Source organism: Streptomyces sp. NPDC000594 (genome assembly GCF_040299965.1).
Taxonomy (GTDB): Bacteria; Actinomycetota; Actinomycetes; order Streptomycetales; family Streptomycetaceae; genus Streptomyces.
Window position 1 is genome coordinate 379447 of the sequence record NZ_JBEPCY010000002.1, and the last position, 25427, is coordinate 404873.

At 71.7% G+C, this 25427-nt stretch carries 21 protein-coding genes and 2 tRNA genes; 19 read left to right on the plus strand and 4 right to left on the minus strand.

What is annotated here, in order from left to right; translation table 11 throughout:
• Positions 1–68 precede the first annotated feature (68 nt).
• The gene (locus tag ABT354_RS04350) at positions 69–668 is read right to left on the minus strand and encodes an acyltransferase (protein WP_351488797.1); all 600 of its coding nucleotides are present in this window, start codon (positions 666–668) and stop codon (positions 69–71) included.
• 301 nt (positions 669–969) lie between these two features.
• On the opposite strand from ABT354_RS04350, the gene rplU reads away from it, so the two are divergent.
• The 11 genes from rplU to ABT354_RS04405 all read left to right on the plus strand — a co-directional run bounded on the left by rplU (position 970) and on the right by ABT354_RS04405 (position 15537).
• Positions 970–1290, plus strand: coding sequence for a 50S ribosomal protein L21 (gene rplU / locus ABT354_RS04355; RefSeq protein ID WP_003957558.1), 321 nt, complete (start codon positions 970–972; stop codon positions 1288–1290).
• A 14-nt stretch (positions 1291–1304) separates the two neighbouring features.
• On the plus strand, positions 1305–1562 hold the full coding sequence (gene rpmA / locus ABT354_RS04360) for a 50S ribosomal protein L27 (RefSeq protein WP_351488800.1): 258 nt from the start codon (positions 1305–1307) through the stop codon (positions 1560–1562).
• A gap of 250 nt (positions 1563–1812) precedes the next feature.
• Positions 1813–3252, plus strand: coding sequence for a GTPase ObgE (gene obgE / locus ABT354_RS04365; protein WP_351488803.1), 1440 nt, complete (start codon positions 1813–1815; stop codon positions 3250–3252).
• 169 nt (positions 3253–3421) lie between these two features.
• Positions 3422–5569, plus strand: a complete 2148-nt coding sequence (locus tag ABT354_RS04370; RefSeq protein ID WP_351488805.1) for a glycosyltransferase family 4 protein — start codon at positions 3422–3424, stop codon at positions 5567–5569.
• 267 nt (positions 5570–5836) lie between these two features.
• Positions 5837–7339, plus strand: coding sequence for an SDR family NAD(P)-dependent oxidoreductase (locus tag ABT354_RS04375; RefSeq protein WP_351488808.1), 1503 nt, complete (start codon positions 5837–5839; stop codon positions 7337–7339).
• Positions 7340–7543: 204 nt separating this feature from the next.
• Positions 7544–9676, plus strand: coding sequence for a CDP-glycerol glycerophosphotransferase family protein (locus ABT354_RS04380; protein ID WP_351488811.1), 2133 nt, complete (start codon positions 7544–7546; stop codon positions 9674–9676).
• 252 nt (positions 9677–9928) lie between these two features.
• Positions 9929–11056, plus strand: coding sequence for a glutamate 5-kinase (gene proB, locus ABT354_RS04385; RefSeq protein WP_351488814.1), 1128 nt, complete (start codon positions 9929–9931; stop codon positions 11054–11056).
• Positions 11057–11507: 451 nt separating this feature from the next.
• Positions 11508–12005, plus strand: a complete 498-nt coding sequence (locus tag ABT354_RS04390) for a DUF8830 family protein (RefSeq protein WP_502983329.1) — start codon at positions 11508–11510, stop codon at positions 12003–12005.
• 192 nt (positions 12006–12197) lie between these two features.
• Positions 12198–13490, plus strand: coding sequence for a glutamate-5-semialdehyde dehydrogenase (locus ABT354_RS04395; RefSeq protein ID WP_351488817.1), 1293 nt, complete (start codon positions 12198–12200; stop codon positions 13488–13490).
• Positions 13491–13556: 66 nt separating this feature from the next.
• Entirely contained in the window at positions 13557–14129 is a 573-nt protein-coding gene (locus ABT354_RS04400) for an SCO2584 family spore wall biosynthesis protein (RefSeq protein WP_351488820.1), read from the plus strand.
• Positions 14130–14199: 70 nt separating this feature from the next.
• A complete protein-coding gene (locus tag ABT354_RS04405; RefSeq protein ID WP_351488822.1) occupies positions 14200–15537 on the plus strand; it encodes an SCO2583 family membrane protein in 1338 nt (445 codons plus the stop codon).
• On the opposite strand, the gene ABT354_RS04410 is transcribed toward ABT354_RS04405, so the two are convergent.
• Complete coding sequence (locus tag ABT354_RS04410; RefSeq protein WP_351488825.1) at positions 15534–16646, minus strand: M48 family metallopeptidase; 1113 nt, start codon at positions 16644–16646, stop codon at positions 15534–15536. The two genes, ABT354_RS04405 and ABT354_RS04410, sit on opposite strands and share 4 nt — an antisense overlap.
• 451 nt (positions 16647–17097) lie before the next feature.
• Here ABT354_RS04410 and ABT354_RS04415 point away from each other — a divergent pair, with 451 nt between their 5' ends.
• From ABT354_RS04415 to ABT354_RS04450, 8 genes are all read left to right on the plus strand, one after another.
• Complete coding sequence (locus ABT354_RS04415) at positions 17098–17256, plus strand: hypothetical protein (protein WP_351488828.1); 159 nt, start codon at positions 17098–17100, stop codon at positions 17254–17256.
• 41 nt (positions 17257–17297) lie between these two features.
• Positions 17298–17921 carry a nicotinate-nucleotide adenylyltransferase gene (nadD, locus tag ABT354_RS04420; RefSeq protein ID WP_351488830.1) on the plus strand — a complete coding sequence of 208 codons (624 nt, stop codon included), beginning with the start codon at positions 17298–17300 and terminating at the stop codon, positions 17919–17921.
• Between the two features lie 19 nt (positions 17922–17940).
• Entirely contained in the window at positions 17941–19668 is a 1728-nt protein-coding gene (locus ABT354_RS04425; RefSeq protein ID WP_351488833.1) for an LCP family protein, read from the plus strand.
• Positions 19669–19899: 231 nt separating this feature from the next.
• A complete protein-coding gene (gene rsfS / locus ABT354_RS04430) occupies positions 19900–20334 on the plus strand; it encodes a ribosome silencing factor (protein ID WP_351488836.1) in 435 nt (144 codons plus the stop codon).
• The gene (locus ABT354_RS04435; RefSeq protein WP_351489189.1) at positions 20331–20987 is read left to right on the plus strand and encodes a histidine phosphatase family protein; all 657 of its coding nucleotides are present in this window, start codon (positions 20331–20333) and stop codon (positions 20985–20987) included. The genes rsfS and ABT354_RS04435 overlap by 4 nt, the downstream gene beginning before the upstream one ends.
• A gap of 125 nt (positions 20988–21112) precedes the next feature.
• Positions 21113–21185: transfer RNA gene (locus tag ABT354_RS04440), tRNA-Ala, on the plus strand.
• 270 nt (positions 21186–21455) lie between these two features.
• The gene (locus ABT354_RS04445) at positions 21456–21689 is read left to right on the plus strand and encodes a hypothetical protein (protein WP_351488839.1); all 234 of its coding nucleotides are present in this window, start codon (positions 21456–21458) and stop codon (positions 21687–21689) included.
• 215 nt (positions 21690–21904) lie between these two features.
• A tRNA-Ala gene (locus ABT354_RS04450) sits at positions 21905–21977 on the plus strand.
• A 146-nt stretch (positions 21978–22123) separates the two neighbouring features.
• Here the strand turns inward: ABT354_RS04450 and ABT354_RS04455 are convergent.
• Positions 22124–23716 (minus strand): ferredoxin, encoded by a 1593-nt coding sequence (locus ABT354_RS04455; RefSeq protein ID WP_351488842.1) that lies wholly within the window; start codon positions 23714–23716, stop codon positions 22124–22126.
• Positions 23713–25230 carry a hypothetical protein gene (locus ABT354_RS04460; protein ID WP_351488845.1) on the minus strand — a complete coding sequence of 506 codons (1518 nt, stop codon included), beginning with the start codon at positions 25228–25230 and terminating at the stop codon, positions 23713–23715. Before ABT354_RS04460 ends, ABT354_RS04455 begins: the two co-directional genes overlap by 4 nt.
• Positions 25231–25427 lie beyond the last annotated feature (197 nt).

A 25427-nucleotide genomic window follows, 5' to 3' on the forward strand; every position in this document is an offset into this window, starting at 1 on the left:
ATCCCCGTATCGCCGTACCCCTGGGCCGCCGGGTCCTCTCAGCCTGTCCCCGCCGGCCCCCGCCTCCGTCAGCCCGCCTCCGTCAGCCCGTCCCCGGCGGGCCGGTACCGAGTCCCGGTGCGCGGGCACTCCCATGCCTCCGGTGCCCCCGGGCACGGCTCCAGCGGTACGCCGGCCCGGCCCACCCAGCCGACCCGCCGGGCGGGCACCCCGGCGACCAGCGCGAAGTCGGGGACGTCCCGGGTGACCACCGCCCCCGCCGCGACCATGGCCCAGCGCCCGATCCGCAGCGGCGCCACACAGACCGCGCGGGCGCCCACTGAGGCGCCCTCGGCGATCCGTACCCCCACCGGCTCCCAGTCCCCGCCGCCCTTGAGCCGCCCGTCGGGGTCGATCGCCCGGGGGTGGCGGTCATTGGTCAGCACCACGGCGGGGCCGATGAAGACCCCGTCCGCCAGCTCGGCCGGCTCGTACACCAGGGCATGGTTCTGGATCTTGCAGTGGGCACCCAGCCGCACCCCGGCCCCGATATAGGCGCCCCGGCCGATCACACAGCCGTCGCCGAGCCGCGCACCCTCCCTGATCTGCGCCAGCTCCCAGACGGTGGTCCCGGCGCCGACCCGGGCGGTCGGGTCCACCTGGGCGCCGGTCCGTACGCTGTACTCCACCGGGGTGTCCTCCCGTGCCGGTACCCCCCGCCACCCGCCGGCCCGGTACCCCCCGCCGGCCTGTGGGGCGAGCATAGGCCCGGTTTGACCCTCCGGAGCGGCGCCCGTAACCTTGACCCTCGGTGTGTCTCCTGCACACCCACCCCTGAGCACCTTCCTCCCGCCGGAAGCGCCGACAGCGGTTCTCCGCCGTCGGACACCGGACCGGGAGAGGCCGTTCGTCCTTCCGGATCGTCGTGGGCCCCGGCCCGCGCGGACGGCTGGCATCAGGGGACCCGTTCCGAGCGAGAGTGAGTTCCGCGTGTACGCCATCGTGCGCAGCGGTGGTCGCCAGCACAAGGTTGCTGTCGGCGACATCGTTGAGGTTGACAAGATTTCCACCGCCCAGGTCGGCGACACGGTAGAGCTCTCTACCCTGCTCCTGGTCGACGGCGACGCTGTGACCAGCGACCCGTGGGTGCTGGCCGGGATCAAGGTTACGGCCGAGGTCGTGGACCACCACAAGGGCGCGAAGATCGACATCCTGCGCTACAAGAACAAGACCGGCTACCGCCGGCGCCAGGGTCACCGCCAGCAGTACACGGCGATCAAGGTCACCGGCATCCCCGCCGCCGCGAAGTAAGGGACTGAGGAGACATGGCACACAAGAAGGGCGCATCGTCCACCCGGAACGGTCGCGATTCCAATGCTCAGCGGCTCGGCGTGAAGCGCTTCGGCGGTCAGGTCGTCAACGCCGGTGAGATCCTGGTCCGCCAGCGTGGCACCCACTTCCACCCGGGCACGGGCGTCGGTCGCGGTGGCGACGACACCCTGTTCGCGCTGAACGCCGGTGCGGTCGAGTTCGGCCGTTACCGTGGCCGCAAGGTCGTGAACATCGTTCCGGTCGCCGAGTAATCACGTCGTCCGGCGCCGTTCCCACGGCGCCGACCTCGTGGACCCGGTCACCGTGGAGCGTTTCACGCCCAGCGGTTTCCCCACGACGTGGTGGTAGTACGGGAGTCGCTCTCCGGAGCGGTTCCCGTGCCAATCCACGGTTTTTCTGCGGAGGCGGACCAGACTTCCCCCAGGGTTTTCCCCAGGGGAAGCAGGTCCGCCTTCGTTGTGTTACAGCTAGACAGATTCCCTCAAGCCTGGAGGCACCACCATGACCACCTTCGTGGACCGCGTCGAGCTGCATGTCGCCGCGGGTAACGGGGGCCACGGCTGTGCCTCCGTCCACCGGGAGAAGTTCAAGCCTCTCGGTGGGCCCGACGGGGGCAACGGAGGACGCGGCGGCGATGTGATCCTCACCGTCGACCAGTCCGTGACCACCCTGCTCGAATACCACCACAGCCCCCACCGCAAGGCCACCAACGGTCTCCCCGGTGAGGGCGGCAACCGCTCCGGCAAGGACGGCCGGGACCTGGTCCTGACGGTCCCGGACGGCACCGTCGTCCTCGACGGCCAGGGCAATGTCCTCGCCGACCTGGTCGGCCACGGCACCACCTTTGTCGCCGGCCAGGGCGGCCGGGGCGGCCTGGGCAACGCGGCGCTCTCCTCCGCCCGCCGCAAGGCCCCCGGCTTCGCCCTGCTCGGTGTGCCGGGCGAGGCCCGTGATGTGGTGCTGGAGCTGAAGACCGTCGCCGATGTGGCGCTGGTCGGCTACCCCAGCGCGGGCAAGTCCTCGCTGATCTCGGTGCTGAGCGCCGCCAAGCCGAAGATCGCGGACTACCCCTTCACCACCCTGGTGCCCAACCTCGGTGTGGTCACCGCGGGCTCCACCGTCTACACCATCGCCGATGTCCCCGGTCTGATCCCCGGCGCCAGCCAGGGCAAGGGTCTGGGCCTGGAGTTCCTGCGCCATGTCGAGCGCTGCTCGGTGCTGGTGCACGTCCTGGACACGGCGACGCTGGAGTCGGAGCGTGACCCGGTCTCCGACCTCGATGTCATCGAGGCGGAGCTGAAGCAGTACGGCGGCCTGGACGACCGGCCCCGGGTCGTCGTCCTCAACAAGGTCGACATCCCCGACGGGCAGGATCTCGCCGAGATGATCCGCCCCGAGCTGGAGGCGCGCGGCTACCGGATCTTCGAGGTCTCCGCCGTGGCCCGGACCGGGCTGAAGGAGCTGTCCTTCGCCCTGGCCGGGATCGTCGCCGAGGCGCGTGCCGCCCGGCCCGTGCAGGAGGCCACCCGGATCGTCATCCGGCCCAAGGCGGTGGACGACACCGGCTTCTCCGTGGTGCGCGAGGAGGACGGGCTGTTCCGGGTCCGCGGTGAGAAGCCGGAGCGCTGGGTGCGCCAGACCGACTTCAGCAACGACGAGGCCGTCGGCTATCTCGCCGACCGGCTCAGCCGCCTCGGGGTGGAGGACCAGCTGGTCAAGGCGGGTGCGCGGGCCGGAGACGGCGTCGCCATCGGCCCCGAGGACAATGCGGTGGTCTTCGACTGGGAGCCGTCGATGACCGCGGGTGCGGAGATGCTGGGCCGCCGGGGTGAGGACCACCGGATGGAGGCCCCGCGGCCCGCGACCCAGCGCCGCCGCGAACGCGAAGCGGAACGCGACGACGTCCAGCGCGCCTACGACGACTTCGATCCCTTCAAGTGACCGAACGCATCGGCGCCGGGAACGCCCCACCGGATGATGGGCGTTCCCGGCGCCGATGCGTTTTTACTCTCAGCATTCCAGTCGTATCGTCGTACAACCCGCAGCGCCCGTCATCCGTCCTCCTGGACGGGTATCCCTGGACAGGTACCGGCAGACGAGCGGAGTACCGGTGAAGATTTCCTTCCTCATCCATACGATCTATGGCATCGGTGGCACGATCCGCACCACGCTGAATTTGGCGGAGGAGTTGGCCGACCGGCATGAGATCGAGATCGTGTCCGTCTTCCGGCACCGGAACATCCCCCTCTTCGACATGGACCCGCGGATCACCGTCGTCCCCCTGGTCGACATCCGGACCAAGGCGCGGAGCTGCGAGCTGGAACACCCGCGCCACCGCGAGCCCTCCGAGGCGTTCCCCCGGCACGAGGCCCGTTACCAGGAGTACAGCCGGCTCACGGACGAGCGGGTGCGGGAGCACTACGCCACCTCCGACGCCGACGTCGTCATCGGGACCAGGCCGGGGCTCGTCACCTACGCCGCCCGGTTCGCCCCTGGTGGGGCGGTGCTCATCGGCCAGGAGCACATGACGCACAACCACCACAAGGAGGCGCTCCGCGAGGAGCTGCGGCCCCATCTCGCGGACCTGGACGCCTTCGTTACCGTCTCCGAGGGCGACGCCGCCGTCTGGCGGGAGCGGATGCCGCTGCCGGACACCCGGATCCTCGCCATTCCCAACAGCGTTCCCGCGCCCACGGTCGCCCCCGCGGAACTCACCGGCAATGTGGTGGTCGCCGCCGGACGGCTCTCCCGGGAGAAGCAGTACGAAGTACTCATCAAGGCATTCGCCAAAGTCGTCGCCGAACGGCCGGACTGGACCCTGCGGGTGTGCGGCTGGGGCGCCGAGAAGGCAAAGCTGCGGCGCCAGATCCTGAAATACAGACTGGCGAATCATGTCCATTTGATGGGACCCCGTTCACCGATCGACCCGGAATGGGTCAAAGGCTCCATCGCGGTCTCCACTTCCCGTCATGAATCCTTCGGTATGACCCTGGTGGAGGCGATGCGGAATGGCCTGCCGGTCGTCAGCACCGACTGCGACTACGGGCCCCGGGAGATCATCGCGCCGGGGGAGGACGGGCTGCTGGTCCCGGTCGGCGACGCCGACGCCGTCGCCCGCGCGCTGCTCCGGCTGATCGGGGACGAGGAACTGCGGCGGCGGATGGGCAAGTCGGCGATGGAGAACGGCCGCCGCTTCGACCCCGCCGCCGTCGCCCGGCGGTACGAGCAGCTCTTCGCCGAGCTGGGCGCGGCCGGCGCCCCGGCTCCAGCCGTCCCGGGTCCCGCCGGGGCCGGCTCCCGTACCGCCGTCGCGGTGGCGGGCTCCCGTACCCCCGCCGCGGGCTCCCGTACCCCCGGGACAGCGGACAGGGCCCCGGGGGGCGGCGCGACGGCCTTCGCCCCCGTCGCCGACTGTGTCGCCGAGGCCGACGGCTCCCTCACGGTCTCGCTGCTCCATGCCGAGGAGATGTTCCTGAGCCACCCCGGCACCCGGCTGATCTGCTCCCGCACCCGCTCCGACGGCACCGTCGACGAGCGGGTCCATCTTTTCGGCCGGGCGGGCCGGGCCGTGATCCCCGCCGGGGACGAGTTCGCCGAGGGCATCTGGAGCTGCCGCGCCGAGCACCCCCCGAGCGGCGCGACCGCCCCGCTCCTCAGCCGCTCCGTCGACCAGCGCGGCTCCCTGCGGATCACCGAGCGGATGGCCTTCGACAGCGGTGTGCGCCAGCTGGTGCCCTACCGGCAGGACCCCGACCACCGGCTCGCCCTGCGCTCCTGGGTACGGCCCGTGCACATCGAGGCGGGCGCCGTCCGCCGCTCCGGGCGGAACCTCATCCTGGAGGGCCGGGTGGTCGGCCCCGTGGAGCCCTCCGGCGAGCCCTCGCTGATCCTCCGCCGCCGGGGCGACACCCCGGGCGAGGTGGTCCTCCCCGGCACCCGTGAGGGCACCCGGGGCTTCCAGGTCACCATCACCGGGGACACCCTCGCCCGCCGCCGCGCGGACCCCACCGACCTGTGGGACCTCTGGCTCCGCTTCACCCCCGGCCATGAGCCGGTACGGGTGGGCCGACTCCTTGACGACGTGATCCAGAAGGGTGATGTCTTCGTCTACCCCGACGCGCTCGCCCACCGCCCGCGCCCGCTGCTCCTCGCCCGCCGGGTGGTCCGCCGGCTCCGCCGCCTCGATCAGCTCCTCGTGAAGATCTCGCTGATCTATGGAGAAGCCAATGAACTGATGGTGCGGGTGACCGACCGGTGATCCGCACACGGGTCCGGCCCCGGTGCGCCGCCCGGCGGCCCCGGCCCTCCGTCCCGTCCACCCCCGGCCCGTGACAGGGCCACCCAAACCCGGCCACACTGTGGCTTCCGTCACCCCGCCCTCCCGCGCCGCCGGAGGCAACCGCCCTGCTCCCACCGTGAACAACCGGTGGCCACCGGAGGAGGGGCGGTCGTTGTCCACCTTGCGAGACGGTCACACAGAGTGCGACCATCGCACGGTCTCACTCGTCTGAAGGTAGGTCGTTCTGTGTCTGTGCCGCACGAAGCCAAGCCCCGTACCACGGCTGTCGTCCTGGCCGGAGGTACCGGTCAGCGCGTGGGTCTGTCGATCCCGAAGCAGCTGCTGAAGATCGCCGGCAAGGCTGTCATCGAGCACACGCTGACCATCTTCGAGCAGGCCGAGTGCATCGACGACGTGATCGTCCTGATGGCCCCGGGGTATGTCCCCGATGTGGAGAAGATCGTCGCCAAGGCCGGTCTCACCAAGGTCGTCAAGGTCATCGAGGGCGGCAGCACCCGGAACGAGACCACCGAGCGCGCCATCGCCGCTCTCGGCGAGGGACTGGCCGAGGGCGAGGACCGCAATGTCCTCTTCCATGACGCCGTCCGCCCGCTGCTGTCACAGCGAGTGATCCAGGACTGTGCCGACGCCCTGGACCGCTACCAGGCCGTCGATGTCGCCATCCCGTCCGCGGACACCATCATCGTGACCCGCACCCACGGCGAGGACGGCGAGTTCATCACCGACGTCCCGGACCGCTCCCGGCTGCGCCGCGGCCAGACCCCGCAGGCGTTCAAGCTCTCCACCATCCGCCGGGCGTACGAGGTCGCCGCGGGCGACCCGAACTTCCAGGCCACCGACGACTGCTCGGTCGTCCTGAAGTACCTGCCCGATGTGCCGATCCACGTGGTCGCGGGCGACGAGTACAACATGAAGGTCACCCAGCCGGTCGATGTCTTCATCGCCGACAAGCTCTTCCAGCTGGCCTCCACCGCCGCCCCCGTCCAGGCCGACGAGGCCGCCTACCGGGAGCTGCTCCAGGGCCGCACCCTCGTCGTCTTCGGCGGCTCGTACGGCATCGGCGCGGACATCGCCACCCTCGCCGAGCAGTACGGCGCCAAGGTCTACGCGCTGGGCCGCTCCACCACCGGCACCCATGTCGAGAACCCGGAGCACGTGGACGACGCCCTCTCCAAGGCCTACTCGGAGACCGGCCGGATCGACTACGTCATCAACACCGCGGGTGTGCTGCGCATCGGCAAGCTGGCCGAGACGGACAACAACACCATCCAGGAAGCGCTGAACGTCAACTACCTGGCGCCCGTCCACATCGCCCGCGCCTCCTACAAGTACCTGGCCGAGACCAAGGGCCAGCTGCTGCTGTACACCTCCTCCAGCTACACCCGGGGCCGTGCCGAGTACAGCCTGTACTCCTCCACCAAGGCGGCCATGGTCAATCTGACCCAGGCGCTCTCCGACGAGTGGGCGGGCGAGGGCATCCGCGTCAACTGCGTCAACCCGGAGCGCACCGCGACCCCGATGCGCACCAAGGCCTTCGGCGCGGAGCCGGCGGGCAGCCTGCTCTCCTCCGAGGCGGTCGCCCGTACCTCGCTCGACGTTCTGCTCTCGGAGCTGACCGGGCATGTGATCGACGTACGCCAGCAGGACCCGACCCGCGGTGCCAGCGAGGCGTCCGGATTTGAGCAGGCACTCGCCGCCGTTCTGGCGCGTGACGAAGATATGCAATAATTCGCAGTTAAAGCGATGAATGCTGTCACAGCAGTTTCGGGCCTCCGTGATCCGCCCCGACGTGCACCTTTCCGGGACGTCGGAGGATTCGGAGGCCCGGTTCTGTCCTGTGCGAGATCCTGACTCCGCCATAGGGTTGCGAAGTTCCGGATTCGCAATTCTCGCAAAAAGGACCACATCGGCACCCTTTGGAGCAGGTTCTCCGTGATTTCCACCGCCATTCGTCTGGCACGCGTCGGCAGTCTGTCCGAGCTGGCCGCCGCGGCGCTCATCGGACTCGGTTATCCATGCGTCATGATCGCCGCGTTGCTGCCGAACGTCTGGCTCTTCGCGGCCTTCGCGGCCCTGACCTACACGGCCGACTGGTATCTGCACCGCAAGGGCAGCTACCTCGTCAACCGGCTGGCGAAGGTCCGCGTCGGACTCACCATCCGCTTCCTGCTCCGTCAGGTGCTGCTGGTCCTGCTGCTGGCGCGGGAGGGCCTCGCCGAGGATCCCCTCTTCTACACCGCCGTCGCGGGCTTCCTGGTCTTCTACGGTCTCCAGGCCCCGCACGGCGCGCTGACGACGCTGATCCGGCTCCGCCGCGCCATGCCGGTGGTCACCCGTAACGTCGACCTCCAGCTCACCATCCCGGACGCCGCCCCGCTGGCGCTGCGCCGCCGGGCCGCCGAGAAGATGCTCCACCTGGACATCCCGGCCGTCGCCGGAGTGGTGCTCGCCGTCGCGCTGGGCACCGACGCCCTCGGTTACGCGGGTGTCGGCCTCAGCGTCGCCCTCGGCCTCGGCTACATCGGCCTGCTCGCCCCGTATCTCCGCCGCAGCAAGCGCGTCCCGGCCGCCCCGGTCGTCCTGGAGGCGGTCAGCGAGTGGCTGCGCGAGTACCAGCCCACCACGGTCCTCTACTTCTCCGGCTCCAGTGAGTCCGCCTACCAGGGCAACATGTGGCTGGAGACGATGGAGAACATCGAGGGCCGGCCGCTGATCATCATGCGGGAGCGCGGCCTGGTCGGAAAGCTCCACCCGACCACCGTCCCGGTGATCTGCGTCCCCGGCGCCACCCATCTGATGAACATGGACCTCTCCTCGGTCCGGGTCGCGCTCTACCCGGCGAACGTCGGCAAGAACATCCACCTGCTGCGCGTCCCCACCATCCAGCATGTCTTCATCGGGCACGGCGACAGCGACAAGCTCGCCAGCGTCAACCCGTACAGCAAGGTGTACGACGAGGTGTGGACCGCCGGGCGGGCCGGGCGTGACCGCTACGCGCTGGCCGATGTCGGTGTCCGCGACGACGACATCGTGGAGGTCGGGCGGCCCCAGCTGGCCCCGATCCGGTCCTGGACCGGTACGCCGAAGAACCCGATCCCGACCGTCCTGTACGCCCCCACCTGGGAGGGCTGGGACACCAACCCGGGCAACACCTCGATACTGCTCGCGGGCGAGAACATCATCCGCCGGCTGCTGACCGCGGAGAACCCGGTCCGGGTCATCTTCAAGCCGCACCCGTTCACCGGTATCCGGGACAAGCAGGCCAAGATCGTCTCGGCGACCATCACCAAGATGATCGCCGACGCCAACGCGGCCCGTGCCGCCGACCCGAGCTGGGCCGCCCAGGCCGTCGCGGCCAAGCAGGACCAGGAGGACGCCAAGGCCGAGATGGTCCGGATCGAGGCCGAGCTGGCGGAGCTGGCGATCACCGGCAAGTCGGGCCGGGACGGCGCCGAGCTGTCCCGCGACTCCCTCGCCGACCCCCAGCGGCTGGCCCGGATCAAGGCCCTGCGCGCCGAGTGGAACGCGGCCTACTGGCGCTCCGTCGGCTGGTGGGAGCACCTGGTCGTGAAGGGCGCCGAGCCCAAGCTGTACGACTGCTTCAACGAGTCCGACGCGATGGTCTCGGACATCTCCAGCGTGGTCTCGGACTTCATGGCGAGCGGTAAGCCGTACGCCCTGACCGACTCCGCCGAGCTGGGCGCGGACGAGTTCCGGCGGCAGAACACGGCGGCCCGCGCCGCGGTGATCCTCACCAACAGCGCGGCCGAGCTGGACGATCTGCTCGCGGCGGTCGCCTCCGCCGACCGTGACCCGCTGGCGCGGGCCCGCAAGGACCTGAAGGAGTACCTCCTCGGTCCCGACCACCCCACCTCCATGGACCGCTTCAACGACGCCGTCCGCGCGCTCACGGCCGAGGCCGAGTCCCGCAACCTCGGGGTCGAGCAGCGGCTCATGGACCAGGCGCGCGCCGAGGCGGGCACCGATCCGCTGGAGGACGAGCTGAGCGCCGGGCCGCTCGGGTCGACCGGGGCGGGCGACGCCCAGGCGCCGCTGCCGCGCTGATCCACCGGTGCTTCGTCGGGGCCCGTACGGAACTCTCCGTACGGGCCCCGCGGCGTTGTCCGGGCCGGTCAGCGCTGTCGGGGCCGCCTGGGCTGCCTGGGCCGTCTGTGCTGGACCGCCGCTGGTCCGGCACCTGGTCCGGCACTGTGTCAGGCACCTGGTCCGGCACCTGGTCCAACCGCTTGTCCAGATGCCTGTCCAGCGGCTGAAATGCCCCGGCGCCCCGACCGCCGCCTGGCGTAGATTCGGTCCGTGACTGAGGCAAGACAGCAGGTGACCCAGGCCCGCAGAATCGTCGTCAAGGTCGGTTCGTCCTCCCTGACCACCGCGTCGGGCGGGCTCGACGCCGACCGGGTGGACGCTCTGGTCGATGTGCTCGCCACCGTGCGCAGCGGCGGTGAGAAGGAGATCGTCCTGGTCTCCTCCGGTGCCATCGCCGCCGGGCTCTCCCCACTCGGCCTCGCCCGCCGGCCCAAGGACCTCGCCCGGCAGCAGGCCGCCGCCAGCGTCGGCCAGGGTCTGCTGGTCGCCCGCTACACCGCTTCGTTCGCCCGCTACGGCGTACGCGTCGGACAGGTGCTGCTCACCACCGACGACACCAGCCGCCGGGTCCACTACCGCAACGCCTATCGCACCCTGGACCAGCTCCTGGCCATGGGCGCGCTGCCGGTCGTCAACGAGAACGACACCGTCGCCACGGACGAGATCCGCTTCGGCGACAACGACCGGCTCGCCGCCCTCGTCGCCCATCTGGTCCGGGCCGATCTGCTGGTGCTCCTGTCGGATGTGGACGGGCTCTACGACGGCGATCCGGCCCGGCCGGGCAGCTCCCGTGTCGAGGAGGTGCGCGGGCCGCAGGACATCGCCCATGTGGAGATCGGCAGCCCCGGCCGGGCGGGGGTCGGCACCGGCGGGATGGTCACCAAGGTGGAGGCGGCGCGGATCGCGGCGGCGGCCGGGGTCCCGGTCGTCCTCACCTCCGCCGTGCACGCGGCGGACGCGCTGGCGGGCCGGGCCACCGGGACCTTCTTCCACCGCACCGGCCGGCGCTCCGCCGACCGGCTGCTCTGGCTCGCGCACGCCTCCACTCCCCGGGGCGCGCTGATCCTGGACGACGGGGCGGTCGACGCGGTGGTCCGGGGGCGCAAGTCGCTGCTGCCCGCGGGGATCGCCGCGGTCGAGGGAGAGTTCAGCGCCGGGGACCCGGTGGAGCTGAGGGACGGGCGGGGCGACGCGGTCGCCCGGGGGCTGGTGAACTTCGACGCCAAGGAGATCCCCCAGCTCCTCGGCCGGTCCACCCGGGACCTCGCCCGGGAACTCGGTCCCGCGTACGAGCGGGAAGTCGTACACAGGGACGATCTGGTCGTCCTCCACGCCTGAAACGGCTGAAAGTCCCGCCAACCAACAGGGACCTTTACCAAAAGCACCCCATGTTCGGTCCAGGGCTGGTCAACTTTGTTGCGGGGGACCCGTTCCATCGGGATACAGCACGACCGACCATGCAAACAGGAGGCCGCCGGTGAGACGAGCGCGCCCAGGGGATGTGCCCCGAGGGAACGGGGTCGTTCCGCACATCCGCAGGACAGCGGGGGAGACCACCACCCGCGGGGCGGCGGGGGAGACACGGGGGGCGGCCCGCAGGACAGGCGGTGAGCAGCCCCGGAGAACGGCCCAGGACGCCGCCGTCCGCCGGGCCGCGGGGGAGGAGAGAGCGCTGACGGCCGTCGAGGCGGGCACCCCCGACGGCGGTTCCGCCGATCCGGGGAGGTCCGCCGATCCGGTGCGGCGGGAGGGGCCCGCGGGATCGGCGGTGGTGCTCGGTCTGGGCACCGTGGGGTTCGGCCGGGGCGGTTTCCCGGCCCCGGGCCGGCCGAACGGCAGCGGTGGACAGCAGTCCAGGGGCGCCCGGGGGGAGGGCACCGGCCGGGTGCCCGGAAGCCGGGCCGGCACCGATACCGACACCGATTTCGAGACGGACGACAGGACACCGTCGAAGCTGTGGCACATCACCCTCAGCGTCTCCGGTGAGGAAGCACCCCTCAAGGAGGTGCGGCGTGGTCTGGAACAGCTCGCACATGACCATCCCTTCCTTCTGACCAGCCGCTATGCCAACGATCACGCCGAGATCAGGTACTGGGAGGAGGCGCGGGACCTCCATGACGCGGCGGCCGTCGCCCTCCGGCTCTGGGGCGAGCACCGCGCGACCGCCCAGCTGCCGCCGTGGACGATCGTCGGCCTTGAGGTGATCGACCGGCAGACCTATCACCAGCGGATCGCGGAGGGCTACGGCCCGCCACCCGCATCCCCCGTGGGTGTCCATCCCTTCTAGCCCTTCCCTTCCGTTCCCTTCCGTTCCTTCCGGCCCTTTCAGTCCTTCCGGCCCCGGCGGGCGGGTACCCGGTGTCCGGGCGCCCGCCGGCCGGGGCTCCGGGTTCCCCGGCCCTTCGGGAGCCGTCTCGGAGTACGGGACGGACCGCGACCGGGGGCGGCCGTCCCGGGCGGGCGCACTACCCTGCGGGGTATGACCACGAGCACGCCGTCCTCGCCGCACGACACCCTCTCCCCGGTCACCCTGGCCGCCCGGCGGGCGCGGGACGCCGCCGCCGGGATCGCGCCCCTGCCGCGCTCGGCGAAGGACGCGGCGCTGCTGGCCGTGGCGGACGCCCTGGAGGCCCGCGCGGCCGAGATCGTGACCGCCAACGCCGACGACATCGACCGCGCCCGGCAGGCCGGTACCAGCGAGACCGTCATCGACCGGCTCACCCTCACCCCCGAGCGGGTCCGGGCCATCGCCGCCGATGTCCGCCATGTCGCCGCCCTGCCCGACCCGGTGGGAGAGGTCGTCCGCGGCTCCACCCTGCCCAACGGCATCGACCTCCGCCAGATCCGGGTCCCTCTCGGCGTGGTCGGCATCATCTACGAGGCCCGCCCCAATGTGACCGTCGACGCCGCCGCCCTCTGCCTCAAGTCCGGCAACGCGGTGCTGCTCCGCGGCTCCTCCTCCGCGTACTCCTCCAACACCGCGCTGGTGGCCGTGGTGCGCGAGGCCGTCGCCGGTGCCGGGCTGCCCGCCGACGCGGTCCAGCTCGTCCCCGGTGAGTCCCGTGACGCGGTGCAGGAGCTGATGCGCGCCCGAGGCCTGGTGGACGTCCTGATCCCGCGCGGCGGCGCCGGACTGATCCGCACCGTGGTCGAGCAGTCCACCGTCCCCGTCATCGAGACCGGGACCGGCAACTGCCATGTCTATGTGGACGCCGACGCCGACCTCGACATGGCCGTCGACATCCTGATCAACTCCAAGGCCCAGCGCCCCAGCGTCTGCAACGCCGCCGAGACCCTGCTCGTCCACCGGGACATCGCCGACGCCTTCCTGCCCCGCGCGCTCGACGCCCTCGCGGACGCCGGGGTCACCGTCCACGCCGACGACCGGGTCCGTGCCCGCGCCGAGGGCACCAAGGCGACCGTGGTCGAGGCGGGCCCCGAGGACTGGGAGACCGAGTACCTCTCGTACGACATCGCCGCCGCCGTGGTCGACTCCCTGGACGACGCCGTCGCCCATATCCGCCGCTGGTCCTCCGGCCACACCGAGGCCATCGTCACCACCTCGCAGGCCGCCGCCCGCCGATTCACCCAACTGGTCGACTCCACCACGGTCGCCGTCAACGCCTCCACCCGCTTCACCGACGGCGGCCAGTTCGGCTTCGGCGCGGAGATCGGCATCTCCACCCAGAAGCTGCACGCCCGCGGGCCGATGGGACTGCCGGAGCTGACCTCCACCAAGTACATCGTCACCGGGGACGGCCACACCCGATAGCCCCCGCCGGGCACCGGAAAGCTTCCCGCTCTGCCCAAACCCACCGGGCGGGTCTACTCTGAAAACGTGCCGGACGACGTGGGGGGCAGGCCGTTCCCGGACGGCTGGGAGCCCGACGACGACCGCGGAGGCGCGGACGAGGACTTCGCCTCCGTGGTCTTCGACGAGGACTTCGTCCGGTCCGCCGAAGTCCATGAGCCGACCGCGGTGGAGCGGCTGGTGGCCGCCGCCCAGGCCCGCGCGGAGGCCGAGGCGGCCCGCGCCGGAGCGGCCATGGGCGTCCACGACGACGCCTACGACGGCCGTGACCGCTCCCGCGACGACGGCTCCCCGGACGACCCCTGGGACGCCGACCCCTACGGCCCCCACGGCGGCGCCCTGCGCCCCTACCGGGGCAGCGCCCGCTGGCACCGGCCGGTCGCCTGGGTACTGGCCGTGCTGATGGGCGTCGGCATGATCGCCCTGGCCTTCACCGCCGTCTACCGGGGAGCCTCCGGCAACCGCGAGGACCCGGTGCCCTCACCCGCCACCACCGGCGTCGACGCCACCGCCCCCAGTGGTGCCGCCCGGCTGGTCGCCCCTTCGGCACCGCCCGTCCGCCCGGAGCCCCCGGTCACCGCGGACCCGAGCGCCCCCTGACACACCCCGTGGTCCCCCGCGCCCCGCACCACCACGTTTACGGAAGCCCCCGAGGACCAACCCTCAGAGTATGGCTGGACGCAGAGGCCCACCCGACGGGACACCCGAGGGTCTCCCCGACGGCGGCGAGGACGAATACCGGTCCGTCGTCTTCGACGAATCGTTTGTACAGGCGGCACGGCTCCAGGAGTACTCCGCCCGGGAACGGCTGGACGGCCACACCCGTGCCGTCCGCAGCCTCCCCGCGCACCGCCCGCCCGCGGGCTCCCTGCCGACCTTCTTCATCATCGGACTGCTCTCCCTGCTCATCGCCCTGGTCTTCGGCACCGCGATCTACCTCGGTATCCGGCCCTCCTTCCAGGACAGATCCACCGGCCGTCCCGCCCCGCTGCGCATCACCGTGATCCCCCTCGCCCCGCAGGGCCCCGTCCCCGGGGGCACCCCCGCCGATCTCTACACCCGCAGTCCCGCCGCGCACTTCCGGGCCGGGGCCGCCGGTGTCGCCCTGCCCGCCGTCCGCCGTACGGAGCATTTCTCCACCGGTCAGGTGCTGGCCGCGCTCACTCTCGCCAAGGACTTCCTGGTCGCGTCCTCCCTCGATCCCAAGGTCCTCACCGGCGGCGCGGTCCGGCCCGTGCGCCTGCTGCTCGATCCCGCCCAGCACCGGCAGTTCGACCGGAGCATGACCGACCCCGCCTCCGACGGGCGGCACGCGGCGACCGGCTGGCTCGTCCGCTTCGACCCCGCCCGGGTGGCCCTGGCCGACTCCGCCGTCCGGGTGCGCGGCACCCTGACCGTCGCCGAGGCCGGCTCCCGTGCCCTGGAGGTCACCGCCGACCACACCTTCGTCTACGCCCTCCGCCCGGCTCCCCGCCCCGGCGCGGGCCCGGCGGAGCGGGGAACGAGGGACCCGGCGACCGCCACCGGCCCCGGCACCGTCACCCGCCCCGGCGCCGGAACCGGGCCGGGTATCGGATCCGGGCCGGGTGTCGGTACCGGCCCGCCGGGAGCGGTGAGCGGAGCGAGTGGAGCCGGAGGGGCTCCGGGTGCCTCGCTCTTCACCGTCCGGCGGGAACTGCACTTCCGTTTCGACCGGGAGGACCTCGAACGGCGCCGGGCCGAGCTGGTGGCCGCGCGGGTCCAGGCCGGCCCGCACAGCTGTGCCGAGGATGTCTCGGGCGCCCTGCGCCCCCTGCTGGCCGGTGAGCGGCCCGCCACGGGCTTCCCGGCCGTCACCGACCCCTACGCCCCGGACGGCCTCCCCGCGGCGCTCTGCGGGGCCCTGGCCCCCGCTGCCCAGCCGAGCGCGGCCCCCGGACCCGCCGCCCGTACCCGGAGCCGCGCGGGGGCCGCGCTCTCCCCGCCGGTCCTCTCCCCGCCGGTCCTCATCTGGACCGTGCTCTCCTAGACCGTGCCGCCGCTGTCCGCACCACCCTTCGGCCCGTCGCCGGCGGTGCTCCCGCCGCCGTTCCCGCTTCCGGCGCTGTTGCCATTGCCGTTGCCGGTGAACCTGTCGCGCAGCCGCCCGCCGAGGTCGCCCGCGCCGCCGGCTATGTCGCCGACCAGCTTCATCAGCGGATCCTTGCTGGTGCGCACGGTGTCCGCGTAATGGGCGGCGGACTCCCGGAGGGAGTCGGTCACCGAGGTGTCCTTGTCCTCCGAGCGCCGGGGGTAGTGACCGTCCAGGATCCGCTGGTGGTCACGGCTCTCCGCCCACTTCTTCAGCTCCGCGGCCCGCACCGTGGTGAACGGGTGGGAGCGCGGCAGCACATTGAGGATCTTCAGCACGGAGTCCCGGAGGTCGCCGCCCTTCTCGTACTCCTCGGCCTGGCGCAGGAACGCGTCGACATTCATCTCATGGAGGTGATTGCCACCGGCTATCTTCATCAGCCCGCGCATCGACGCCTGAAGATCCTGGCCCACCAGCAGCCCGGCGCGGTCGGCCGACAGCTCCGACTTGCGGAACCACTCCCGCAGCGCGGTGACGATGGCCATGATCGCCACATTGCCCAGCGGGATCCAGGCGACCTTGAGCGCCAGATTGGTCAGGAAGAGCAGGATGGTGCGGTAGACCGCGTGGCCCGAGAGCGCGTGGCCCACCTCATGGCCGACGACCGCCCGCATCTCCTCCTCGTCGAGCAGCTCCACCAGCCCGGTGGTGACCACGATGATCGGCTCGTCCAGTCCGATGCACATCGCGTTGGGCCGGGGGTCCTGGGTGACATACATCGCCGGGACCTTCTCCAGGTCCAGGACGTAACAGGCATCCCTCAGCAGGGAATGGAGATGGGCGAACTGCTCATCGCTCACCCGTACCGAGTCGGAGAGGAAGAGCAGACGCAGGCTCCGCTCGGGGAGCAGCCCGCTCAGCGACTTGAAGACGGTGTCGAAGCCGGTCAGCTTGCGCAGCGCCACCAGCGCCGAGCGGTCCGCCGGGTGCTCATAGGCCCGCGAGGAGATGCCCGGGAAGCGCTTGCGCTGCCTGCTCGGCATGTTCGTGTGGCTGCTTTCGGACATTCAGGCCCCCTGTGAACCGGTTGGTACGTGTACTTCTGTGCTTATGGGTGCGTATGGGTTTCGGTAGGTCATGCGATAGGCCGGGCGACGGCTCGCGCGGTATCGGATCGGTGATCGGTGACTGGGTGCGGACAGGCATCCCGTGCCGAGCGGCGGGCCCGCCGTGCGGACACGGTCGGGTGGTGCCGATGTGCGCGGTGGACCCCTCTCGCCCCCTGACAGACCCCAGCGTAGGTGGTGGACTCGCCGGGCGTCGGAGCCTGTGGATAACCTGAAAACCAGCTCCTCAGGCGCCCGCACGCCCCTCTGGCACCGGGTGGATCGGTGCCCCGACCTCCACAACGCCTGAGTCGGCGTGAGCGTGCCCGAGGGTCCCGCATACCATGTGGGCGAAGTCTCTCCGCTTTGTTTCTCCGCTTTGTTCCTCCGACTCGATAAGGGCCCGCCGAAGATGAGCCTCTCCAGCACCTCCGCCAACCTGGTCACTCTCGCCGAGGGCGACAAGACGCTCAACCACCCCAGCCTTGAGCCGATCCTCACCGGTGGCGGCGCCCTGATCGCGCTGCTCCTGCTGCTGTGGATCACCGTGAGCTTCAACCGCGACCGCTGAGCCGGCCGTACCGAGCGACCGTGCCAGTAGGGTCTGCACGCATGGGAGAGCAGGAAGTGCCGACGGGTGACGGCTCCGGCCGACGGCGGTTGGGTGTGATGGGCGGGACGTTCGACCCCATCCACCATGGGCATCTGGTGGCCGCCAGTGAGGTGGCCGCCCTCTTCCACCTGGACGAGGTGGTGTTCGTCCCGACGGGTCAGCCGTGGCAGAAGACCCACAAGGCCGTGTCCCCTCCCGAGGACCGCTATTTGATGACGGTCATCGCCACGGCCTCCAACCCGCAGTTCTCGGTCAGCCGGATCGACATCGACCGGCCGGGGCCGACCTACACGATCGACACCCTCCGGGATCTGCACTCCCTCAACGAGGACGCGGACCTCTTCTTCATCACCGGGGCCGACGCCCTGTCACAGATCCTCGGCTGGCGTGACGCGACGGAGCTGTTCTCCCTGGCCCATTTCATCGGGGTGACCCGTCCGGGCCATGATCTGACCGACGACGGGCTGCCCGAGGGCAAGACCTCCCTGGTGGAGGTGCCGGCGCTGGCCATCTCCTCCACCGACTGCCGCGCGAGGGTCGCCAAGCACGATCCCGTCTGGTATCTCGTGCCTGATGGTGTGGTGCGCTACATCGACAAGCGCCAGTTGTACCGCGGCGAGTGAGCCGCGGAGAGGGGCACCGGTGAACGACCAGCACAGCCCGTACGACCCGTACGGCCCGCAGCCGAGGCTCATCGGCTACGACGAGTACGGGCAGCCGGTCTACGAACAGCTCCAGCAGTACGACCCCTACGCGCATCAGACGTACCAGCAGCCCTATCCGGCGCAGCAGCAGCACCAGCAGCAGCAGTATCAGGAATACCAGCAGTACCAGGAGCAGTCGGCGGCCCCGCAGGGTGTCCAGGGGTACGCGCCCTCCCACCCGGCACCGGCCCAGCCCGCGCCCCCCTACGACCCGTCGGCACCAGGGGCCGCGCCGTACGACCCGTACACCCCGCACCCCTCGTACGAGACGCCCGCGCCGGGCCGGCAGATCCCCGTACCGGAGCGGCCCGCCGCCCTGCCGGACCACCCCGCCCCCGTAACGGAGCAGCCCGTTCCCGTACCGGAGCAGCGGGCGTTCGCTTCCGAGCGGCGCCTGGCCGGGGCGGAGGACGCGTACCGCACCGAGCAGTTCTCGTTCATCGAGGAGCCGGATGACGCCTCCGAGGACGTCATCGACTGGCTGAAGTTCACCGAGAGCCGTTCCGAGCGGCGCGAGGAGGCCCGTCGCCGCGGCCGGAACCGGATCGTCGCGCTGGTCGTCACCGTGGCGCTGGTCCTGGTGGGCGGGGCCGGCTATCTCTGGCTCTCCGGCGGGTTCTCCGGCGACTCCGGTGAGGACCCGGGCGGTACGGCGGCCGGAGGTGCGCAGAAGCGGGCCGCGATCGTCGTCCATCTGCACAACACCAAGAAGAAGGGCACCTCGACGGCGCTGCTCGTGGACAACTCCACCAGCCGTCAGGGCACCACGGTGCTGCTGCCCAACACCCTGGCGGTCACCAACGACGACGGCACCGGCACCACGCTGGCCGAATCGGTCGACGAGGACGGATCCGAGGGGACGCGGGAGGCGATCGGCGCCCTCTTCGGCGCGAAGATCACCAGCACCTGGCGGCTGGACACCCCCTTCCTGGAGAATCTGGTCGAACTCGTCGGCACCGTGGACCTGACCACCGACACGGAGGTCCCGGCGCCCAAGGGCGGCGATCCCCTCGTCCGGAAGGGCGAGGACCAGACCCTCAACGGCCGTGCCGCCGTCGCGTACGCCACCCATCGCGGCTCCGGTGAGCCCGAGACCCGGCAGCTCCAGCGCTTCGGCCAGGTCATGCAGGCGGTGCTGCGCAAGATGCCGAGCGACGCCCGGTCGGCCACCGTCACCGTGGAGACCCTGGGCCAGATCCTGGAGCCCCCGCTCACCGAGAGCGCCCTGGGAGCCTCCCTGGCCACCCTCTCCGAGTACGCCAAGGGCGGCGACTACCGGACCGAGCTGCTGCCCGTCCAGGAGGACGGCGGCCTCACCGCGCGCGCCGCCGACGACGTGGTCAAGAAGATCCTCGGCGGATCCGTCACCGCACCGGAGAAGGGAGCGGCGGTCCGGGTGGCCGTCCGTGACGCCGGAGGGGCGGGCGACGCCCCCGAGAAGGCCCGGGTCCTGCTGGTCAACGGCGGATACGCGGTCGTCGACAGCGGGCGGACCGACCCTGCGGCCACCTCCGAGGTCACTTACGGTGACGAGGCCCATCGCGCGGAGGCCGCCGAGGTCGCCAAGACCCTGGGTCTGCCCGGCAGCGCCGTACGGAAGGCCGCCCCGGCACCCAACGCGGAGATCACCGTGCTGCTCGGCCAGGACTTCCGGGCCGACGGCTGAGCGGGGACCGGCAGGGCTTTCGTGCGGGCGCCGACACTGGCCCGTCCTCGACCTCAGGCGCCCCTGACCAGGCAGAACGTCCCGATGATCAGTGGGTGGCGGGTCGGGGCCGCCCGCCCCGGGGAGCTGCCGGACGGTGCCGATCCGGGGGCTCCCCGGAAACGCGAGGAGCGTTGTCGGCGGTACATGAGACCCTGGTGGGGACATCGGACCGCCGACGAAAGCCTGCTTGTGACCGCTACGGACCGCTCCATCGAGCTCGTGAACGCCGCCGCCCAGGCCGCGGCCGACCTGCTCGCGCACGACATCATCGCGTACGACGTCAGTGATGTGCTGTCGATCACCGACGCCTTCCTGCTCGCCTCCGCGCCCAACGACCGCCAGGTCAAGTCGATCGTCGACGAGATCGAGGAGCGGCTGAACAAGGAGCTGGGCGCCAAGCCGGTCCGCCGTGAGGGTGACCGCGACGCCCGCTGGATCCTGCTCGACTACGTCGACATCGTGGTCCATGTGCAGCACAGCGAGGAGCGGGTCTTCTACGCTCTGGAGCGGCTGTGGAAGGACTGCCCCGAGCTGCCGCTGCCCGAGGACGCCCAGAAGACCCGGGGCAAGGCCAAGGAGCACGCCGAGCTGACCGGTAACACCCCGGACGGTGAGTTGAGCTGAACGAGGACGCCTACAAGCGCACCGGCCGCCGCATCGTCCTGTGGCGGCACGGGCAGACCTCCTGGAATCTGGAGCGCCGCTTCCAGGGCACCACGGACATCCCGCTGACCGAGACCGGCGTGGCCCAGGCCCGCCGGGCCGCCCGGCTGCTGGCGTTCCTCAAGCCGGACGCGATCGTCGCCTCCGACCTCAAGCGCGCCGCCGCCACGGCCACCGAGCTGTCGGAGCTGTCCGGCGTCCCCGTCACCTATGACGAGGGGCTGCGCGAGACCTACGCGGGTGTCTGGCAGGGCATGACCCACCAGGAGATCATCGAGAAGTACGGGGACCAGTACACCGCCTGGAAGCGCGGCGAGCCCGTGCGCCGGGGCGGCGGCGAGCTGGAGACCGAGGTCGCCGACCGGGCCGCGCCGGTGGTGCTGCGCCACGCCGAGCTGCTGCCCGAGAACGGCACGCTCGTGGTGGCCAGCCACGGTGGCACGATCCGTACCACCATCGGGCGACTGCTCGGGCTGGACTCCCAGCACTGGGAGAGCCTGGGCGGGCTCACCAACTGCTGCTGGTCGGTGCTGGGCGAGGGGGCCCGGGGCTGGCGGCTCCTGGAGCACAACGCCGGCACCCTGCCCGAGCCCGTCCTCGGCGACGACGACTGACCGGGGCCGGGAGACACCGGTCCCGTCCGGCCCGGTCCCGGCCCCTCCGCACCCCGGATTTCACTTTCCGGCAGGTCGCAGGCTAAAGTTCTTCTTGTTCGCAGCGCGGAGCGCGAAGAACACGAGGGGCTATAGCTCAGTTGGTAGAGCGCTTGCATGGCATGCAAGAGGTCAGGAGTTCAATTCTCCTTAGCTCCACAAGAAGGCATCACACGGATCCCGTCCTCGCAAGAGGGCGGGATTTCGCGTTTAGGAGGGTGTCGTCGTGTCAACGCCGCTGACCCGGGGCCCCTGTCATGGCAGAATCGGACGGCCGGACCGGACCACCGGCCAGAACGGGAGGAGGACACGATGACCGTCCTCCTGAGCTGCCCGTCCTGCGGCTCTGTGCATGTCGCCCAGGTCCTCGGCGACAACGGCGGGGTTTCTTACGTGTGTACGTCCTGCGGTCACAGCTGGAGCTGAGTGATGGGGGCACACAGGCGTAAATGCGACTGGTGCGGCAGTGGTACGCCCATCGTCCGCGACATGGAGCCGATCAATCCCGAGTACCAGTACTGGTGCGAGGAGTGCGCGCGGGCGCTGATCATAAAAGGCGACCCGATCGAGACCTATCGGGAGCTGGAGGGTGAGCCGATCTACGGCCGGCTCCTCGATGAGCACTGCACCCTGAAGCGCTTCTACTCCTTCGCCACGGCCTGACGGCCCGACCCGACGCCACCGCCGGGCGTCGCCGTCTGGCGTCCCGGGCGGGGTGCGACACCGTCGGTTTCCGGACATTCCGACCCGGAAGGGGCTGGGGTCGATCGTTCCCCCGGAGGGCCCGGATACGGATTTGGTGAAGCACGGGGGGCAGGGTTAATGTTGTCCACGTCGCCGCAACGGAGAGCAGGACCGGGGCGGAGGACATCTCGCAAGGGGCTATAGCTCAGTTGGTAGAGCGCTTGCATGGCATGCAAGAGGTCAGGAGTTCAATTCTCCTTAGCTCCACAGGAAGGAAGCGGCGGTTCACTCGATTGAGTGAACCGCCGCTTCTGTCTGTTCTGTCGCCGGTGCCGGTGCCGGTGCTGCTGTCGCTGTCGCTGTCGCTGTCGCTGTCGTCTGGCCGGTGGGCCCCGCCCCGGGCTGCCGGACCGTCAGCGCCGACCGCTCCCCAGCGCCCTGCGGCCGAAGATCGGCAGCTCGGGGCGGCGGGAGCGCTCCTCCCCGCCGGGCGCGGCCTCCGTCCGCTCGATCCGCATCGCCAGCGCGGGACACCGCCGTACCGCCCGTTGTGCCCCGTCCCGCAGATGGGTCGGCACCACCGCGTCGGCCACCGAGGGATAGCCGTCGGGATTGATCCGGATCAGCTCGGGGACGATGTCCGCGCAGAGCCCGTGGCCCTGGCAGAGCGTCCAGTCGATCAGGATCTTCTCGCCGCTCGGCAGGGACTCCACCGCCTCCTGATGGCCGGGCAGCGGCAGCGTGCCGGTGGTCTCCCGGCCGCACCCCCCGTGCAGCACATGGGCGGCCAGGTCGTCCGTAAACGCGGAGAGGGTGGAGGTGAAGAAGCGCGCCGAGCCGTCCGGGTGCTTGCACGCGCCCCGGCCCCGTACCGCCCGGACGACCTCGCGCAGCGCCTCCAGCGAGGTCGGTCCGCCACCGCCGATCACATCCGCCAGACCGCCCGCGGCGGCCGGCAGCCCCAGTTTGCAGGGGCCGCACTGCCCGGCGGTCTCGGCGGCGAGCCAGTGGGCCACCCGCAGCGCCTCGCCCAGGGGACAGGTCTCCGGGCCGATGGGCAGGATCGCGCCGGCGCCGAGGGAGCCCCCGACGGCGGCCAGTGACTCACGGGAGACCATCGCGGAGTCGACGGCGTGGGAGTCGATCCAGTTGCCGTGGTAGCCGCCGGTGAGCACCCCCTGGGGCTGCGGCGGGGCGCCCGCGAGCTGGAGGACGTACCGCAGGGGGACTCCGGTGGGCACCTCCAGCACCATGGGCCGTGCCACCGCGCCGGAGAGCGTCAGCATGACGGTCCCGGGCTCGGTGTCCGTACCGGTACGGCGGTAGCGGTGCGGACCGATCCGGGCCGCGACCGCCAGCTGGGCGAAGGTCTCGGCGTTGGAGAGCAGGGTCGGGGCGCCGCCGACGCCCGACTCCGCCGCCCGGACCCGGCGGCCCGCGGGGAGCGCCGGACCGCCGTCGACGGCACGGATCACCGCGGACGCCTCGCCGGAGACCATGCGCTCCGGGGTACGGACCACCCGCGCGCGCAGTGTCTGCCCCCGCCGGTCGCGGAGCCCGCGCTCGGCCAGCGCCGTGCGCATCGACAACTCGGTGGAGTTCCGGGTGACCGCCACCACCAGGGAGCGCGCGCCGAGCGCCTCGGCGGCGAGCAGGGCACCGTCCAGGACCAGATGGGGGGCGCGATTGAGCAGCACGGTGTCCTTGCGGCAGGCGGGTTCGCCCTCACTGCCGTTGACCACCACGACCGGCCGCACCCCGCGCCGGATGGCGGCCGCGGCGACCGCGCGCAGCTTCCGGCCGAAGGGGAATCCGGCCCCGCCGCGCCCGCGCAGGGATATCTCCTCGGCGACCAGGGCCAGCTCCTCGCCGGTGCGGGGCGCCAAAGGGCCGTGGACCTTGAGATGCATCGCCAGATCCAGCCGGTCGACCAGGTCGAAACCCTGGGTGAGCTGGGGGAGGCCCACGACACGGACCTCGGGGACATCGGGGAGGGGGGTGTTCACGGTCGCTCTCCTGCGGGTGCGCTCCAGGGCTCTCCCGCAGGGGGCGGGAAGGCCGGTCCCGGAGCCGTCCGGGTGTCGTTGTGCGGGGTGGTGTCCTCGGTGCTCCGGGGTGTCCCGTACGGGGTGCCCGGCGGGGTGGACGTCGTTGTGGGGGTGCGGTGGCCCGGGGCCCGGCGGGGCGGTTCCGGGACGGGTGATGGACGGGGTGGTTCCGGGGGGAGGACGGGGTAGGGAGGCGGCGGTGTCGGCGCGGGCCAGGCGGAGGCGCCGGAAGGGGTCCGTCCGCCGGTGGGCGCGGCCCCGTGGGCGGGGCGCTCGTGCACCACGGGGATCTCGTCGGCGGCCGGTGGGTGCCCGGCCCGGGGAAGGGGCTCGGTGGGCGCGTCGTACGGGACCTCGTGCGCGGTGCGGGTGGTGTCCGTCCGTGAGACGGCGCGGTATCCCGCCGCGAAGCCCGTACCGCCCGAGCCGCCCGGCCTGACCGCGGGGCCGCCCGTACCGCCTGCCGGGGTGGCGAGGCCACCCGTACCGCCCGTGTCGACCGGTCTGCCCGTAGCTCCCGGCCGGGCGGGTCCGGCCGGGTGTCCGGACGGTTCGGCGACTCCTGCCACCGTGCCCGCCGGAGCCGTGACGGCGGCCGACGGCGGTGGTGCCTCGTACAGCCGGGGTGCCGGGGCGGAGAGGGTGGGCCGGGCCCGTCCGCTCGTCGCTGCGGCCGGGCGGTCGCCCCCGGACGGCCCACCCGGCCGGGGGAGGACCACCGGCGGGCGTACCGCCCCGGACACGTCGCCCGGCTGCCCCGGGACCGCGACGGCGATCGGTACGGCGGCCGGGACGACGCGGTCCGCGATCAGCCGCCGCACCGGCCTCGGAAGCAGCCGCAGCGCCAGCGCCACGGCCGTGACCAGTACGGCGAGGCCGTACAGGATGACCACCCAGCCCGCCGCCGGCCGTCCCGTGAACAGTCCGTGCAGCAGCGCGAAGCACCAGGCGGGGTAGGCGAGCATATGCAGCGCCCGCCAGCGGCCCGCGATCCTGCCGTTGCCCGCGAGCGCGCTGCGCAGCGCGCCCGTGGCGCCCGCCACCACCATCAGCAGGCCGGCCAGGGAGCCGAAGCCGATCAGCCCGGCGGTGCCCGTCAGCCCGAGGGCGAAGGGGAGGAACGCGGCGACCGCGTCGACCCGGTCCAGGGAGATCTTGACGGCCGCGTGGAGCAGCAGGAAGCCGAGGGCGGCGGTGGCCGTGACCCGGTGGACCGCCTGGGACAGCAGTCGCTGCCGGGGTGTGAGCAGCAGCCGGTCGGTGGCGATCAGCCCCCAGGCGACGGACGCCGTCAGACAGACCAGGGACAGCACGCCGGTGGTGAAGTCGACCGCGGCTCGGACATCGTTGTCAGCGCCGACGGCGACCAGGGGCACGATCACACAGCCCGCCGCGATGAGCCCGCCGCGCACGGGGCGGCCCCGTCCGTGGTCCGGGGCGGGGGACGGGCGGCGCTTTCGGTGGGGGTTCATGGGCGACTCCGAGGGGATGCGGGCGATGCGGTCCCGGTCGACGCATGCTAGGACGGCACATACCGCTCGGTACGGTGTTTGCGTGTTTACGCCGCAGGAGTGCGAAGGAACGTCACTGCGGTTGTCCCGGAAGGGTGGGATACGCGGGGTAAGTGCGGCGGGCCCGGCGGTGTCCGGTCACCCCGGGAGGTCACCCC